General features: G+C 59.9%; 13 protein-coding genes. 7 read left to right on the forward strand and 6 right to left on the reverse strand.

Annotated elements, in window-relative coordinates; all coding sequences use genetic code 11:
• The 3 genes from cyoA to hmpA all read right to left on the reverse strand — a co-directional run bounded on the left by cyoA (position 1) and on the right by hmpA (position 3,684).
• Positions 1 to 942, reverse strand: coding sequence for a ubiquinol oxidase subunit II (gene cyoA, locus D8U60_RS12010; protein ID WP_024014231.1), 942 nt, complete (start codon positions 940 to 942; stop codon positions 1 to 3).
• A gap of 827 nt (positions 943 to 1,769) precedes the next feature.
• Positions 1,770 to 2,279, reverse strand: coding sequence for a disulfide bond formation protein B (locus D8U60_RS12020; protein ID WP_122507825.1), 510 nt, complete (start codon positions 2,277 to 2,279; stop codon positions 1,770 to 1,772).
• A gap of 223 nt (positions 2,280 to 2,502) precedes the next feature.
• The gene (hmpA, locus tag D8U60_RS12025; RefSeq protein ID WP_130900190.1) at positions 2,503 to 3,684 is read right to left on the reverse strand and encodes an NO-inducible flavohemoprotein; all 1,182 of its coding nucleotides are present in this window, start codon (positions 3,682 to 3,684) and stop codon (positions 2,503 to 2,505) included.
• Positions 3,685 to 3,847: 163 nt separating this feature from the next.
• On the opposite strand from hmpA, the gene norR reads away from it, so the two are divergent.
• The 5 genes from norR (at position 3,848) to D8U60_RS12050 (ending at position 8,339) form a co-directional block, all read left to right on the forward strand.
• Positions 3,848 to 5,407, forward strand: coding sequence for a nitric oxide reductase transcriptional regulator NorR (gene norR, locus D8U60_RS12030; protein WP_130900191.1), 1,560 nt, complete (start codon positions 3,848 to 3,850; stop codon positions 5,405 to 5,407).
• A 229-nt stretch (positions 5,408 to 5,636) separates the two neighbouring features.
• On the forward strand, positions 5,637 to 6,539 hold the full coding sequence (locus D8U60_RS12035; RefSeq protein WP_130900192.1) for a chemotaxis protein: 903 nt from the start codon (positions 5,637 to 5,639) through the stop codon (positions 6,537 to 6,539).
• 3 nt (positions 6,540 to 6,542) lie between these two features.
• Positions 6,543 to 7,025 carry a GNAT family N-acetyltransferase gene (locus tag D8U60_RS12040; protein WP_130900193.1) on the forward strand — a complete coding sequence of 161 codons (483 nt, stop codon included), beginning with the start codon at positions 6,543 to 6,545 and terminating at the stop codon, positions 7,023 to 7,025.
• Positions 7,026 to 7,179: 154 nt separating this feature from the next.
• Positions 7,180 to 7,506, forward strand: a complete 327-nt coding sequence (locus D8U60_RS12045; protein WP_122699545.1) for a hypothetical protein — start codon at positions 7,180 to 7,182, stop codon at positions 7,504 to 7,506.
• Positions 7,507 to 7,589: 83 nt separating this feature from the next.
• Complete coding sequence (locus D8U60_RS12050; RefSeq protein ID WP_130900194.1) at positions 7,590 to 8,339, forward strand: YkgJ family cysteine cluster protein; 750 nt, start codon at positions 7,590 to 7,592, stop codon at positions 8,337 to 8,339.
• A 135-nt stretch (positions 8,340 to 8,474) separates the two neighbouring features.
• On the opposite strand, the gene D8U60_RS12055 is transcribed toward D8U60_RS12050, so the two are convergent.
• From D8U60_RS12055 to D8U60_RS12065, 3 genes are all read right to left on the reverse strand, one after another.
• Positions 8,475 to 8,714, reverse strand: coding sequence for a hypothetical protein (locus D8U60_RS12055; RefSeq protein WP_039761398.1), 240 nt, complete (start codon positions 8,712 to 8,714; stop codon positions 8,475 to 8,477).
• 139 nt (positions 8,715 to 8,853) lie between these two features.
• Positions 8,854 to 9,273, reverse strand: a complete 420-nt coding sequence (locus tag D8U60_RS12060) for a hypothetical protein (RefSeq protein ID WP_122880686.1) — start codon at positions 9,271 to 9,273, stop codon at positions 8,854 to 8,856.
• Positions 9,236 to 9,865, reverse strand: a complete 630-nt coding sequence (locus D8U60_RS12065; RefSeq protein WP_110646179.1) for a nucleotidyltransferase domain-containing protein — start codon at positions 9,863 to 9,865, stop codon at positions 9,236 to 9,238. Before D8U60_RS12065 ends, D8U60_RS12060 begins: the two co-directional genes overlap by 38 nt.
• Before the next feature lie 190 nt (positions 9,866 to 10,055).
• On the opposite strand from D8U60_RS12065, the gene D8U60_RS12070 reads away from it, so the two are divergent.
• Entirely contained in the window at positions 10,056 to 11,216 is a 1,161-nt protein-coding gene (locus D8U60_RS12070) for an efflux RND transporter periplasmic adaptor subunit (RefSeq protein ID WP_130900195.1), read from the forward strand.
• Positions 11,213 to 14,326, forward strand: a complete 3,114-nt coding sequence (locus D8U60_RS12075; protein WP_130900196.1) for a multidrug efflux RND transporter permease subunit — start codon at positions 11,213 to 11,215, stop codon at positions 14,324 to 14,326. Before D8U60_RS12070 ends, D8U60_RS12075 begins: the two co-directional genes overlap by 4 nt.
• Positions 14,327 to 14,329 lie beyond the last annotated feature (3 nt).

Genomic DNA, 14,329 nt, shown 5'->3' on the forward strand with positions numbered 1-14,329 from the left:
TTACTCCTCTGCCCCGGCAGCTGAATGCGAACCCGCGTCAATATCCGTGGCCGCCACTTCTTTCTCTTTCTTCTCGTGCTTCAGCGGCTTGCCCGGCTTCATACCTTCGTACTTGTCGACGATGATCTGGAACTGGTTCGGCGTGACCGACGAGTAGAGTTCGACTGGGTTGTTCTGGCTCGGTTTGGCCAGGGCCGCGTATTCAGCCTGATCAAGCTGTTTAGGCGACTTCTTGACTTCACTTACCCAGGCGTCGAAATCTTCCTGAGTGGTGGAGATAGCCTTGAATTTCATACCGGTGAAACCGGCACCGCTGTAGTTGGCGGAGATACCGTCCATTTCAGCGTTGCGGTCAGCGATCAGGTGCAGCTTGGTCTGCATGCCCGCCATCGCGTAGATCTGGCCGCCCAGGCCCGGGATGAAGAACGAGTTCATCACGGCGTCGGAGGTGATCTTGAAGTTGATTGGCGTGTGCGCCGGGAACACGATCTTGTTGACCGTGGCAATGCCTTGTTCCGGGTAGATGAACAGCCACTTCCAGTCCAGCGCGACGACTTCGATGGTCACCGGCTTGACGTCAGACTCGATCGGACGATACGGGTCCAGCTCGTGAGTCGAGATGTAAGTGATGTAGCCCAGGGCGATGATGATCAGCACCGGGATGGTCCATACGGCCACTTCGATCTTGGTCGAGTGCGACCACTTCGGCGTGTAGACGGCGTTCTTGTTCGAAGCGCGGTACTTCCAGGCAAACAGGAAGGTCATGACGATGACCGGCACGACGACCAACAGCATCAGCAGCGTGGCGGTGATGATCAGGTTGCGCTGTTCCAGGCCGACCTGGCCCGTTGGATTGAGCAAGGTCATGTTGCAGCCTCCCAGCAACAACGTGCCGAGCAGCGGCACTAGGCCTAGTAATCTGGGGTACCTGTTTTTACTCATCTCACGACCTCTAAAGCAGCTTGCGCAATGCAGTTGGGTTTTGATCGCCAACACTTCACCCTGCCAAGGGTTGGCATTTTCTTTGGATTGAATAAGGGCCGCCCGTCGCGCGTCTGACGCTCGACAAAACCTTGGGACAGCGTTCAGTTCTTATTCGAATTCGTGGTCAAAGGCCTTGTTACAGACCAATTCCATTTGGTGCGGAAAATTGGAAAGGCACCGACACCAGGGTGTCTCGAAAACCTCGCGGCTCGCTCGACACCCGACCTCCTGATCAGTTCCTTGATAAAGGCTGAACAGCGTCGGGAATTCAGTGCGGGCGATTGTAGATAGGTAGCGCCCTATACACCATGTCTTATCCCGAAATAATTTTTATCACTCAGAGCAACAATCCATCGCCATTTTTGCAAAAGTTGCGCAAGTTATCGAAAGCGTTTCTCAATAAAAGCGGCAAAATCTGCCAGCGTAACCGCCTCAAATCAGACAGCTCTGCACCCGATCTACAAACGCTGGAGCGGCGCAAAGCCCGATGTTCCAAGGGCTTCGCCCATCTGCCGGCGCCTGTTAAAACTGCCTGCTCTGGTACGTCCGTGCTCAAGCCCGAAAACACTAAAACTGGCCAATGTTTTTATGTAACAGGCGGCCAATCCGCCGCATCCCGAGTCCCTGCGACAGCCCCTGTGTGACAACATGTCGCACATTTGCCGCACGCTTCATTGCCGTTCGTCACGGTGTTTTCACAAACGCTCTGAAATGCAAAACGCCCCGATTTTCAGCAGCGAAAATCGGGGCGTTTTGTTTATCGGCAGCTCTGCCGAGAAGTTGACTCAGTGCAGCGCTTTTCGATTACGCGAAGTCAGCAGAGGCACCAGAATGACCACCAGCACGAAGGCCACCAGCGCCCATTGCGCCAGCGACAGACCGAGGATCGGCGGATACGGCGTCGAGCAGAAACCGTCAACCTGGAAGCCCAGCGGGAAGATCTTCGCCAGCGGCAGATCATCGACAATCGGCTGCAGCACATCGACGCCACAGCTCACCGCCGGATAGAACTGCGTATAGACGTGATGCCCGGCCACACCGGCCCCGGCGATCGCACAGATCACCACCAGCGTCTCGAACACGGTGATGCTGCGACGGCTGCGCATGCCCGCACCGATAAAGGCGAACAGTGCAATCAGCAACAATGCATAGCGCTGCAGAATGCACAGTGGGCAAGGTGCTTCGCCGAGCACGACCTGCATGTAAAGTGCGCCGCCGATCAACGCCAGGCAGATGATCCCCAGCAACACCAGATAGCGCCGCTCACGCCCCAACCGCATCGTTTCCTCGCTCATTGCCTTTCCTTTGTAAGTCCATGGTCCAGCCGGCCGGCGGCTGAAATTGTCGCAAGTCTACACCGGGGCAATAAACGATAGAGCGGTTAAGGAATGATTAACCAACATGGCTTTTGCGGCGCGCAGAAGATTCGCGAGCAGGCTCGCTCCCACAATGGATCTGCGTCGAACGCAAATCCGGTGGGAGCGAGCCTGCTCGCGAACGAGACAACTCGGTTTCAGATCACTCCAGAGCAGCAGCCGGCCCGAAGAACTCGTAACGGCTCTGCTTCTCCGGCACGCCCAACGCTTTCAGATGCCGTTTGATCACGCCCATGAACCCCTTCGGTCCCAAGAAGTAAGCATCGACATCACGCTGCGCCGGCAGCCACTGGCCGAGCAGTTCTTCGCTGAGCAGGCCAACCTTGTCCGCCGCCGGGCTGACCCCATCTTCTTCGGCGTAGCAATAGAAGCGCTTGAGTTGCGGATGACGCGCCGCCAGCCCATCGACCCAGTCACGAAATGCGTGGACGCTGCCGTTGCGCGCGCAGTGGATAAAGTGCACCGGACGTTCGGTGGCCAGCGCTGCTTCCAGCATCGCCAGCGTCGGGGTGATGCCGACGCCGCCACTGATCAGCACCAGTGGTTTGTCGCTGGCCGCCAGGGTGAATTCGCCCGACGGCGGGAACAGTTGAATGCTCGAGCCGACGTGCAGTTGATCATGCAGATAGTTGGACGCGCGACCATTCGGTTCACGCTTGACGCTGATGCGGTACTGACCGTTATTGGCCAGTGCCGACAGCGAATAGTTGCGACGGATTTCTTCGCCGTCGAGCATCAGCTTCATGCCGATGTACTGACCCGGTTCGGCCGCAAGAATCGGCCCTTTGTCTGCCGGTTCGAAGTAGAACGAGGTGATTTCGGCGCTCTCTTGCACCTTCGCCGCAACGATGAATTCACGCGCACCGCGCCAGCCGCCGACGGCGTGTTCCTTCTGGTCGTAGATCGCGGCTTCCGCGCCGATCAGGATGTCGGCCAGTTGCCCGTACGCAGCGCCCCAGGCACTCATCACCTCAGGCGTGGCGATCTCTTCGCCGAGCACTTCGGAAATGGCGCGCAGCAGGCAGGTGCCGACGATCGGGTAATGCTCCGGCAGAATCTGCAGGGCGACGTGTTTGTTGATGATCTTCGCCACCAGATCGCCCAACTGGTCGAGCTGATCGATGTGCCGGGCGTACATCAGCACGCCGTTGGCCAAGGCACGGGGCTGATCGCCACTGGCCTGATGCGCTTGGTTGAACAGCGGGCGCACTTGCGGGTATTCGGAGAGCATCATGCGGTAGAAATGCGTGATCAACGCCTCGCCGCCGCTTTCCAGCAGAGGCACGGTGGATTTGATGATGGCACGATTCTGGACGCTAAGCATAAGGTGACTCCTGCGCTTTCTTGAAAGATTGCATTAGGGATATCAGCTTTCGTGCCAACTAATTAATCATTTGAATTCAACAACTTGAAACCTGCTTAGTCATTTCGACACAAATGAACGTATAGTCATCGCGACTACACCTTGTCTCTTTGACTACATAACCATGACCGCTAAATCCCTGCTTACCGCCCTGCTGCCTCTGGTCGCCGACCTCTCCCGCGAACTGCCCGAAGGTGAGCGCTATCGGCGTTTGCTCGAGGCCATGCGCGCCTTGTTGCCCTGCGATGCCGCCGCGTTGTTGCGTCTGGATGGCGAGTCCCTGGTGCCGCTGGCGGTAGATGGCTTGAGTACCGACACCCTCGGCCGGCGCTTCAAGGTCAGCGAGCATCCGCGTTTTGAAATCCTGCTGGCCGGCGCCGGGCCGACGCGTTTTGCCGCCGACAGCGACTTGCCCGATCCTTACGACGGTTTGGTTGATGGCCTCGACGATCATCTTGAAGTTCACGACTGCCTCGGCTGTCCTTTATTCGTCGATGAAAAACTCTGGGGCCTGATCACCCTCGACGCGCTGGACCCCGAGCGTTTCGAGCCGATCGAACTCGACGCCCTGCAAGCCTTCGCCAGCCTCGCCTCGGCCACGGTCAATGCGGCCGAACGCATCGAACGTCTGGCCACCCGCGCCGAAGACGAGCATCAGCGCGCCGAGGTCTACCGTCAGGCCAGCGGTCAGCAGCACCGCGAAATGATCGGCCAGAGCAAGGCGCATAAACGTTTGGTGGAAGAAATCAATCTGGTCGGCGGCAGTGATCTGACCGTTCTGATCACCGGCGAAACCGGCGTCGGTAAAGAACTGGTCGCCCAAGCGATCCACGCCGCCTCCGCGCGCGCCGACAAACCGATCATCAGCCTCAATTGCGCCGCCCTCCCCGACACGCTGGTGGAAAGCGAACTGTTCGGCCACGTGCGCGGCGCTTTCACCGGTGCCACCAGCGATCGGCGTGGCAAGTTCGAACTGGCCAATGGCGGCACGCTGTTTCTTGATGAAGTCGGCGAACTGTCGCTGACGGTCCAGGCCAAGTTGCTGCGCGTATTGCAGAGCGGTCAATTGCAGCGCCTGGGCTCGGACAAGGAGCACCAGGTCGACGTGCGTCTGATTGCCGCGACCAACCGCGATCTGGCCGAAGAAGTGCGCAGCGGTCGCTACCGTGCCGACTTTTATCACCGTTTGAGCGTGTACCCGCTGCGGGTGCCGGCCCTGCGCGATCGCGGGCGCGACGTGTTGCTGCTCAGTGGCTTCTTTCTCGAGCAGAACCGCTCGCGCATGGGCCTCAACAGCCTGCGTTTGAACAGTGATGCTCAGGAAGCGCTGCTCGCCTATACCTGGCCGGGCAATGTCCGGGAGCTGGAGCATTTGATCGGACGCAGTGCGCTGAAGGCGCTGGGTAACTGCAAAGTGCGGCCGAAGATTCTGAGTCTGAGCGCGGCGGATCTGGATTTGCCCCGAGAGGTGGTGGATAACGTGGTTGCGCCTGCCAGTGCCGACTTGGCCAATGTGCTGCCGATAATCAGCGGGGATCTGCGCACTGCCACCGATGAGTTTCAGCGGCGCCTGATCAGTGCAGCGCTGGAGCGTCATCAGGATAACTGGGCGAGCGCGGCGCGAGAGTTGGGGGTGGATCGGGCGAATCTGGGACGGATGGCCAAGCGCTTGGGCATGAAATAACCACGCCATGTAGCTTGCTTGATGACCTGTGGCGAGGGGATTTATCCCCGTTGGACGGCGCAGCAGTCCCGTCTTTTGCGGCCGCTACGCGACCCAACGGGGATAAATCCCCTCGCCACAGATGTTTTTTGTCCAGCCGACAACTGAGCTAAAGCCCCACCTTCTGACGCCGATAACACGGCATCAAAGGTTTCTGGCGATTCCCACTCTCGCCCCACAGAAGGTTCTTATGTCCTCCACCAAAGCCCGCGCAGATTCACTTTCGCTTCTGCTGTTTACCTTGCGCAGCGGCAAGCTGATGGCGATCAACCTGCTGAAAGTCAGTGAAATCATCCCCTGCCCGCCGCTGACCAAGCTGCCGGAGTCGCACCCGCACGTCAAAGGCATCGCCTCCCTGCGCGGTGCCTCTTTGTCGGTGATCGACCTCAGCCGCGCGATCGGCGAGCGGCCTCTGGAAGATCCCAACGGTGGCTGCCTGATCGTCACCGATGTCAGCCGTTCCAAGCAGGGTCTGCATGTGCAGGCGGTGAGCAAGATCGTCCATTGCCTGACTACAGACATCAAACCGCCACCGTTCGGCTCTGGCGGCTCGCGCGCCTACATCACCGGCGTGACCTCGGTGGACGGCACGCTGGTGCAGGTGCTGGACATCGAAAAAGTCATCCACAGCATCGCCCCGGCGCAGATCGAAATGGCGCCGACCGACCTGACCATGGAAGACGCTGAAGTGCTCGGCAACGCGCGCATTCTGGTGGTCGATGACAGCCAGGTGGCGTTGCAGCAATCGGTGCACACCCTGCGCAACCTCGGCCTGCAATGCCACACCGCGCGCAGTGCCAAGGAAGCCATCGACTGCCTGCTCGACCTGCAAGGCACCGCGCAGCAGATCAATCTGATCGTCTCCGACATCGAAATGTCGGAAATGGACGGCTACGCCTTCACCCGAGCCCTGCGCGAGACCCCGGACTTTGCGCACTTGTACGTCTTGCTGCACACCTCCCTCGACAGCGCGATGAACAGTGAAAAGGCCCGGCTGGCCGGTGCCAATGCGGTGCTGACCAAGTTCTCCTCGCCGGAACTGACCCAACGTCTGATCGAAGCCGCCAAACACGTCGCGGCCAACGGGCACTGAGTCTTGGCCGAGACGTTTTGCTTTCTGCTGCGCCGCGACTTGAGTGAAGCGGTGCCGGATGCGCAGTGGCCGGACGGGATTGAGCTGTCCGTCTACCGCGAGGAACTGGCGCCAGCGGTGCACCAGTTGATGCAGCTCGGACAGCTGGAAGGTGGCGGTCGAGTGCCGTCAATGGACGACTGGCGTCAGCGCTTTGCCAGCGACCCTGAATACGATCCAGCGCTGTGTTTCGTCGCCTGCGATGCCGAGGGCGTGGTGGGCATGGCGCAGTGCTGGACCAGTGCCTATATCAAGAATTTGGTGGTGCACCCGCGAATGCAGGGCCGGGGGCTTGGACGCGCGTTGTTGCTGCATGCCTTCAGCGTCTTTCAACAGCGGCGCGAGGGGTTTGTCGATTTGCGGGTTCTGGAGGACAACCTGCGGGCGCGGCGGTTGTATGAGAGTGTCGGGATGGTTGTGGTCCGCCGGGAATTGGTGCCGGACTGATCAAAGTCAAAAGATCGCAGCCTGCGGCAGCTCCTACAGGAAACCGCATATCCATGTAGGAGCTGCCGAAGGCTGCGATCTTTTAGCGGTGCCCCAGGCAACAAAACTCTTCAGGCAGACTCAAACCTTGGCCATAACCAAGGATGCCCCAACCATGAAAGCCATCACCCTGGCGCTGCTCAGCCTCACCGCCCTCGCCTCCCAGGCCCACGCCTCCAGCCCCGACGCCTGGGCTGCCTATGACAAGACCGTACTCGCCAGCTGCACCAAGGCCAGCGGTCTGAAAAACGTCAAACCGGTCGGCACACCTGCGCAATTCGACGACCGCGTCGGTTACACCGCCGTTCTGCTGCAAGGCCAATACCCGCAAAAACACATGAAAGGCCAGCAAGGCAGCGAGCTGTGCCTGTACAACAAACAGTCGAAAACCGCGTTCGTCACCGAGTGGGATTCGATTCGCCCGACCGCCAAACCCCAGTGAATGGCGCACAACTTGCTTCGACCAGGTCCTGTGCGGTGGTTTTCCGCCACCGTTTCACACCCTGATTGAAGACAGATCGCTCAATGAATACGACGTTTTCCTGCGTAGGTTGCGGCAAATGCTGCACCGACCACCATGTCCCGCTGACGCTGGCCGAAGCCCGCATGTGGGCGGCCGATGGCGGTCAGGTGATCGTGTTGGTCGAGGCGTTTCTCGGCAATGGCCTGGGCCTGCCGCCGCAGCAGCGCGAACATGCCGAGCGCCGTTCGGCGGTGGTCCGCAGTGGCGCCACTGATGCTCACGTGGCGATCACCTTTGCCGCCTACAACGTCGGGCCCTGCCGGAATCTTGACGACGACAAGCGCTGCCGGATCTACGAGCGGCGCCCGCTGGTGTGCCGGATTTACCCGGCGGAAATCAATCCGCACATCCCGCTCAATCCAGCTGCCAAGGATTGCCCGCCAGAGTCCTGGGAGCAGGGGCCGGAGCTGATCGTGGGCGGCGAGTTGGTTGATCGGGAACTGGTTGAGCTGATCCAGCGTTCGCGTCAGGCGGATCGGGATGACATCAGACTCAAAGATGCGATCTGCGCAACGTTGGGGATTCGCACCACGGCGCTCAAGGGCGACGGGTTCACCGCGTACTTGCCGAACATGGATGCGTTTGCAGCGGTGATCGACCAGGTGAGCGCGCAACCGCTGGCGGCGCAAACCAGTGAATGGCTGTTTCATTTGTCCGGCGATGACGTGGCCGGACAGGTGCTGGCTGCGGGTGGGCTGGTGGTGACTGAAACGGCGCAGACTTATGCGTTCATTTCATTGCGCGCGGCTTGATCTGATATTTGTGCTGTAGCGGATGTCGCTTTCGCGAGCAGGCTCGCTCCCACAGGTTTGGGTTCTACACAAATCCAATAGTGGGAGCGAGCCTGCTCGCGAAGAGGCCAGCACAAGCTCCATTACCTTCCGATGTCAGCGCTTGCCCATCGACCGACGCGTCCCCGGCGGCGCCATGCCCGGGGTTTTGGTGTGGCCATTCTTCGCGCCATTCTTGTACCAAGGCTGATTCGAGCCTTTCGCCGAAGCCAGCTCGCCCGGCTTGAACGGGAACTTGAACGCCGGGATCTCGGCCTTGGTTTCGCTGGTGTCAGCCACTTCAGCCGGGACGTCGCTCACAGCGTCGTCAACCGGCGGTTGGGTCGGGGAAGTCATAAAAGCTCCGGGAACAAAAAGTCGGCCCGATCAGTGAGCCGCAAAGGCGCGCAGTATACCTGTGCGCTCTGGCTCGGCATCTGAAGATTTGCGCGATGCGCTGAATGGCTGCTTGGCACTGACACTGCGTGATGATATTTCAGTTCATGCGATGCTGAACGTCACCCAACAATTGCGAGGTGCTCTCCAGCAACTGCTCAAGAAGCGTGTCATCCTCATCCATATAGCCTTCGTATTCGGCGAGATTGCGCCGCTCATGGCACAGCGCAAACAATCGCACCTGAACCTTACTGCTTTGCGTGGTATGGATCAGACACTGGAATACCAGATAGCGCTTGTCCGATCGATAGCCACTCAAGCGAAGAGCTGTCAGCGCCAGCGCGTGAGCGGCGTTGTAGGCCAAATCGAACCGGCTGGAAAACGAGAGTGTGCAGGTGTGCGCATCCTTGAGCCTATCCAGAGCCGAGCGCATCAGCCCCTCACACTCCTTGCGGTCAGGTGGCTCCGCTTTCAGTACACCGCTACGTAGAAGATTCTCCAGACTCTCGTTGCTGCCCATCCTTGGACTCCAAAGGGTTTGCCCCTGACAGATCGATTTTTTCCTGCTGCATCACTCGCATGACAAAACTGTTCTGTGCCGCCAGCTTCCTGGCCCAGTCTTGCGGGGTGTATAGCGTCGGGTTGATGGGACGCCCCAATTGCTCCTCCAACGGCATGAGTCGCTCCATCAACTCACTGTAGTGCAGGCCTTCGCCAATCAGCATGAGATCTATGTCACTGAGTGTGTTCGCAGAGTTTTTGGCGATGGAGCCATACACGAACGCCCACGTGATCTGTTCGGCAAACGGTTCTAATGCCTGACGAAGAGGCTCGGCAAAGCCGAATGTCTTGCGCGTGATGCCCAGAAGCTCCGCGTAGATAGGACATGCGGGGTTGGCCTGGTAATGGGTCTGGTTACCCACTCGAGTCATACTGAGGATCCCGGCTCGTTGCAATCGATCAAGTTCACGCATCAGGCCGCCTTTGCCAACCTGTGCCCAGCGCACAATTTCGTTGGCGTAGAACGTCTGGTCAGGCTTGCCGAATAACAATCCCAACACTTTTTGCTGGGTGGCGGTGAACAGGGCTTCGCTTAAAGAAAGGTTTTCCACTTGGCCCGCCAAAGAGTCTCAAAAAGGGAACGATAGGTCCCTTTTAGGGACTTATCAACTCAGCGGTAATCGCAGCCAGTGCAATTAACGTCGGAAACTGACAATCCTGACAGCCAGCCGTCACCCTGCCGACCGCCTGACCGGTTTATAACTGGTCAATCTGCCCAAACTCCAGACTTCGGCGCCGCGCATGTCCATCCAGAAAAACAAAATCCTGCTGGCCACTCTCCTGATTCTGCTGGCAGCCGCCGGCCTGTGGTTCGCGCTGAAACCGGCGCCGGCCAAACTGGCTACACCGACTGCCATTCCGGTGCGGGTGGTGACGGTCAGCGCCAAAGACGTGCCGCGCTATACCAGCGGCATCGGCTCGGTGCTGTCGCTGCACAGCGTGGTGGTGCGTCCGCAGATCGACGGGATCCTGACGAAAATTCTGGTCAAGGAAGGTCAGCTGGTCAAAGCAGGCGACCTGCTCGCCACCATCGACGACCGCTCGATCCGCGCCAGCCTCGACCAGGCCCGGGCGCAGTTGGGCGAGAGTCAGGCGCAGTTGCAGGTCGCGCTGGTCAATCTCAAGCGCTACAAACTGCTCAGCGTCGACGACGGCGTATCGAAACAGACCTTCGACCAGCAGCAAGCGCTGGTCAATCAGCTCAAAGCCACCGCGCAAGGCAATCAGGCCTCGATCGATGCGGCGCAGGTGCAACTGTCCTACACGCAGATTCGCTCTCCGGTCACCGGGCGCGTCGGTATTCGTACGGTCGATGAAGGCAACTTCCTGCGCATGACCGACACCCAGGGCCTGTTCACCGTCACGCAGATCGACCCGATCGCCGTCGAGTTCTCCCTGCCGCAGCAGATGCTGCCGACCCTGCAGAGTCTGATCAGCGATCCGCAACGCGCCCCGGTCAAGGCCTACATCGGAGCCGATACTGATGGCGAAACCGGCAATCTGCTCGGCGAAGGTCAGCTGACCCTGATCGACAATCAGATCAACGCCAACACTGGCACCATCCGCGCCAAGGCTGAATTCGCCAATGCCAGCCAGAAGCTCTGGCCGGGTTTGCTGGTGACGGTAAAAATTCAGACGGCTGTGGATAAAGATGCGCTGGTGGTTCCGCCCACCGTCGTACAGCGTGGCCTCGAACAACACTTCGTTTACCGCGTGAAGGACGACAAGGTCGAGGCAGTGCCGGTACAGATGATTTATCAGGGCAGCGGCCAGGACATCATCAAAGGTGTCAACGCTGGTGACGTGCTGGTGACCGACGGCCAGTCGCGGCTCAAACCGGGCTCGAGCGTGCAAGTCATGAGCGAGCCAGCGCAAGTGGTGCAGGCGGAGCCGAAGCCATGAACTCGCACAAGGGCATCTCGACCTGGTGCATCGATCACCCGGTGGCGACGATTTTGCTGACGTTCGCTCTGGTACTGGTCGGCGTAATTGCCTTCCCGCGTTTGCCGATTGCGCCACTGCCGGAAGCGGAATTTCCTACGATCCAGGTCTCGGCACAGTTGCCCGGCGCCAGCCCCGACACCATGGCTTCCTCCGTGGCCACGCCGCTGGAGGTGCAATTCAGCGCTATCCCCGGCATGACCCAGATGACCTCCAGCAGCGCGCTGGGCTCAACTCTGCTGACCCTGCAATTTACCCTCGATAAAAGCATCGACACCGCCGCCCAGGAAGTACAGGCGGCGATCAACACCGCCGCCGGCAAGTTGCCCAAAGACATGCCGACCCTGCCAACATGGAAGAAGGTCAACCCGGCCGACAGCCCGGTGCTGATCCTCAGTGTCAGCTCGACACAGATGCCCGGCACCGAACTCAGCGATCTGGTGGAAACCCTGCTCTCGCGTCAGATCAGTCAGGTCGACGGCGTCGGCCAGATCAACATCACCGGTCAGCAACGCCCGGCGATTCGCGTACAAGCCTCGGCGGACAAACTCGCGGCCATCGGCCTGACGCTGGCCGACATTCGGCTGGCGATCCAGCAAACCAGTCTTAATCTGGCCAAAGGTGCGCTGTACGGCGAATCGAGCATCTCGACGCTGTCGACCAACGACCAGTTGTTCCACCCCGAGGACTACAGCGAGCTCATCGTTTCCTACAAGGATGGCGCCCCGGTTCACCTGCGCGATGTCGCCAAAGTCGTCAACGGTGCGGAAGATGCCTACGTGCAGGCCTGGGCCGGAGATCGCCCCGGTGTGAATCTGGTGATTTTCCGCCAGCCCGGCGCCAACATTGTTGAAACCGTCGACCGCATTCAAGCCGCCCTGCCCGGCCTCGAAGCGATGCTGCCGGCCTCGGTGCAGGTGAAAACCCTGATCGACCGCACGCAAACCATTCGCGCCTCGCTGCATGAAGTCGAGATCACTTTGCTGATCGCGATCCTGCTGGTGGTCGCGGTGATGGCGCTGTTCCTGCGGCAATTATCGGCGACGCTGATTGTTTCGGCGGTGCTCGGCGTCTCGCTGATCGCCAGTTTCGCCCTGATGTACATCCTCGGTTTCAGCCTGAACAACCTGACGCTGGTGGCGATCGTCGTCGCGGTCGGCTTCGTCGTGGACGATGCGATCGTGGTGGTGGAAAACATCCATCGCCATCTCGAGGCCGGCGATGACATGCGCGAGGCGGCGATCAAGGGGGCCGGCGAGATTGGCTTCACCGTCGTTTCGATCAGTTTCTCACTGGTGGCGGCGTTCATTCCGCTGCTGTTCATGGGCGGTGTGGTCGGGCGCCTTTTCAAGGAATTCGCCCTGACAGCGACTTCGACGATCATGATTTCCGTGGTGGTGTCGCTGACCCTGGCGCCAACCCTTGCCGCGCTGTTTATGCGTAAGCCGGTACATCACGCCAACGCCAAACCCGGTTTCAGCGAACGCCTGCTCGGCTGGTACGAAAAAGGCCTGCGCCGCGCCCTCGACCACCAGAAACTGATGATTGGTGTATTTGGCCTTTCGCTGGCGTTGGCGGTCGCCGGGTACATTTTCATTCCCAAGGGGTTCTTCCCGGTGCAGGACACCGGGTTCGTCCTCGGCACCACCGAAGCCGCTGCGGATATTTCCTACGGCGACATGGTGAAAAAACACTTGGCGATGGCCGAAATCGTCGCGGCCGATCCGGCGGTGCAGGCGTTTTCCCATTCGGTCGGGGTTTCCGGCAGCAACCAGACCATCGCCAACGGGCGCTTCTGGATCGCCCTGAAAAAACGTGGTGATCGCGATGTCGGCGCCAGCCAGTTCATCGACCGCATCCGCCCGCAACTGATGAAAGTGCCCGGCATCGTCCTGTATTTGCGCGCCGGGCAGGACATCAACCTCAGCTCCGGCCCCAGCCGTGCGCAGTACCAATACGTACTCAAGAGCAACGACGGCGCGACCCTCGCCACCTGGACCCAGCGCCTGACCGAGAAACTGCGCAGCAACCCGGCATTCCGCGACATTTCCAACGATCTGCAACTGGGCGGCAGCATCACCCACATCAGCATCGATCGCAGCGCCGCCGCGCGTTTCGGCCTGACTGCAAGCGATGTCGACGAGGCGCTGTACGATGCATTCGGCCAACGGCAGATCAATGAATTCCAGACCCAGGTCAATCAGTACAACGTGATTCTCGAGCTGGACACCAAACAGCGCGGCAAGGCCGAAAGCCTCAACTATTTCTACCTGCGCTCGCCACTGAGCGGTGAGATGGTGCCGCTGTCGGCGCTGGCAAGGTTTGACGCGCCAACCATCGGCCCGCTGTCGATTGCTCACGACGGCATGTTCCCCGCCGCCAACATGTCATTCAACCTCGCGCCCGGCGTGGCATTGGGCGATGCGGTGATTCAGCTCAACCAGGCCAAGGCCGAGATCGGCATGCCCACCGCGATCAGCGGCAATTTCCAGGGTGCGGCGCAGGCGTTCCAGAGTTCGCTGGCCAGCCAGCCGTGGCTGATTCTGGCGGCGCTGGTGGCGGTGTACATCATTCTCGGCGTGCTTTATGAAAGCTTCGTGCATCCACTGACGATCATTTCGACCCTGCCGGCGGCAGGCCTCGGCGCGGTGATCATGCTGTGGATCTGCGGCCAGGACTTTTCGATCATGGCGTTGATCGGCCTGGTGCTGCTGATCGGCATCGTCAAAAAGAACGGCATCCTGATGATCGACTTCGCGCTCGAGGCGCAGCGCCAGCGCGGTCTGCCGCCGCAGGAGGCGATTTTCGAAGCGTGCATCACCCGGTTCCGGCCGATCATCATGACCACCCTCGCCGCCCTGCTCGGTGCGTTGCCGCTGATGCTCGGCTACGGCACCGGCGCCGAATTGCGCCAACCGCTGGGGATTGCCGTAGTCGGCGGTTTGCTGGTCAGCCAGATGCTGACGCTGTTCACCACGCCGGTCATATACTTATGGCTCGAGCGGCTGTTTCACCGGCACTCACTCCCACCAGCCCCAACGCCCGCAACGGCACTGGCGACCACAGACTGAGGC

Origin of the sequence: Pseudomonas sp. Sample_11, assembly GCF_004307505.1 — a bacterium.
GTDB classification, from domain to species: Bacteria; Pseudomonadota; Gammaproteobacteria; order Pseudomonadales; family Pseudomonadaceae; genus Aquipseudomonas; species Aquipseudomonas atacamensis.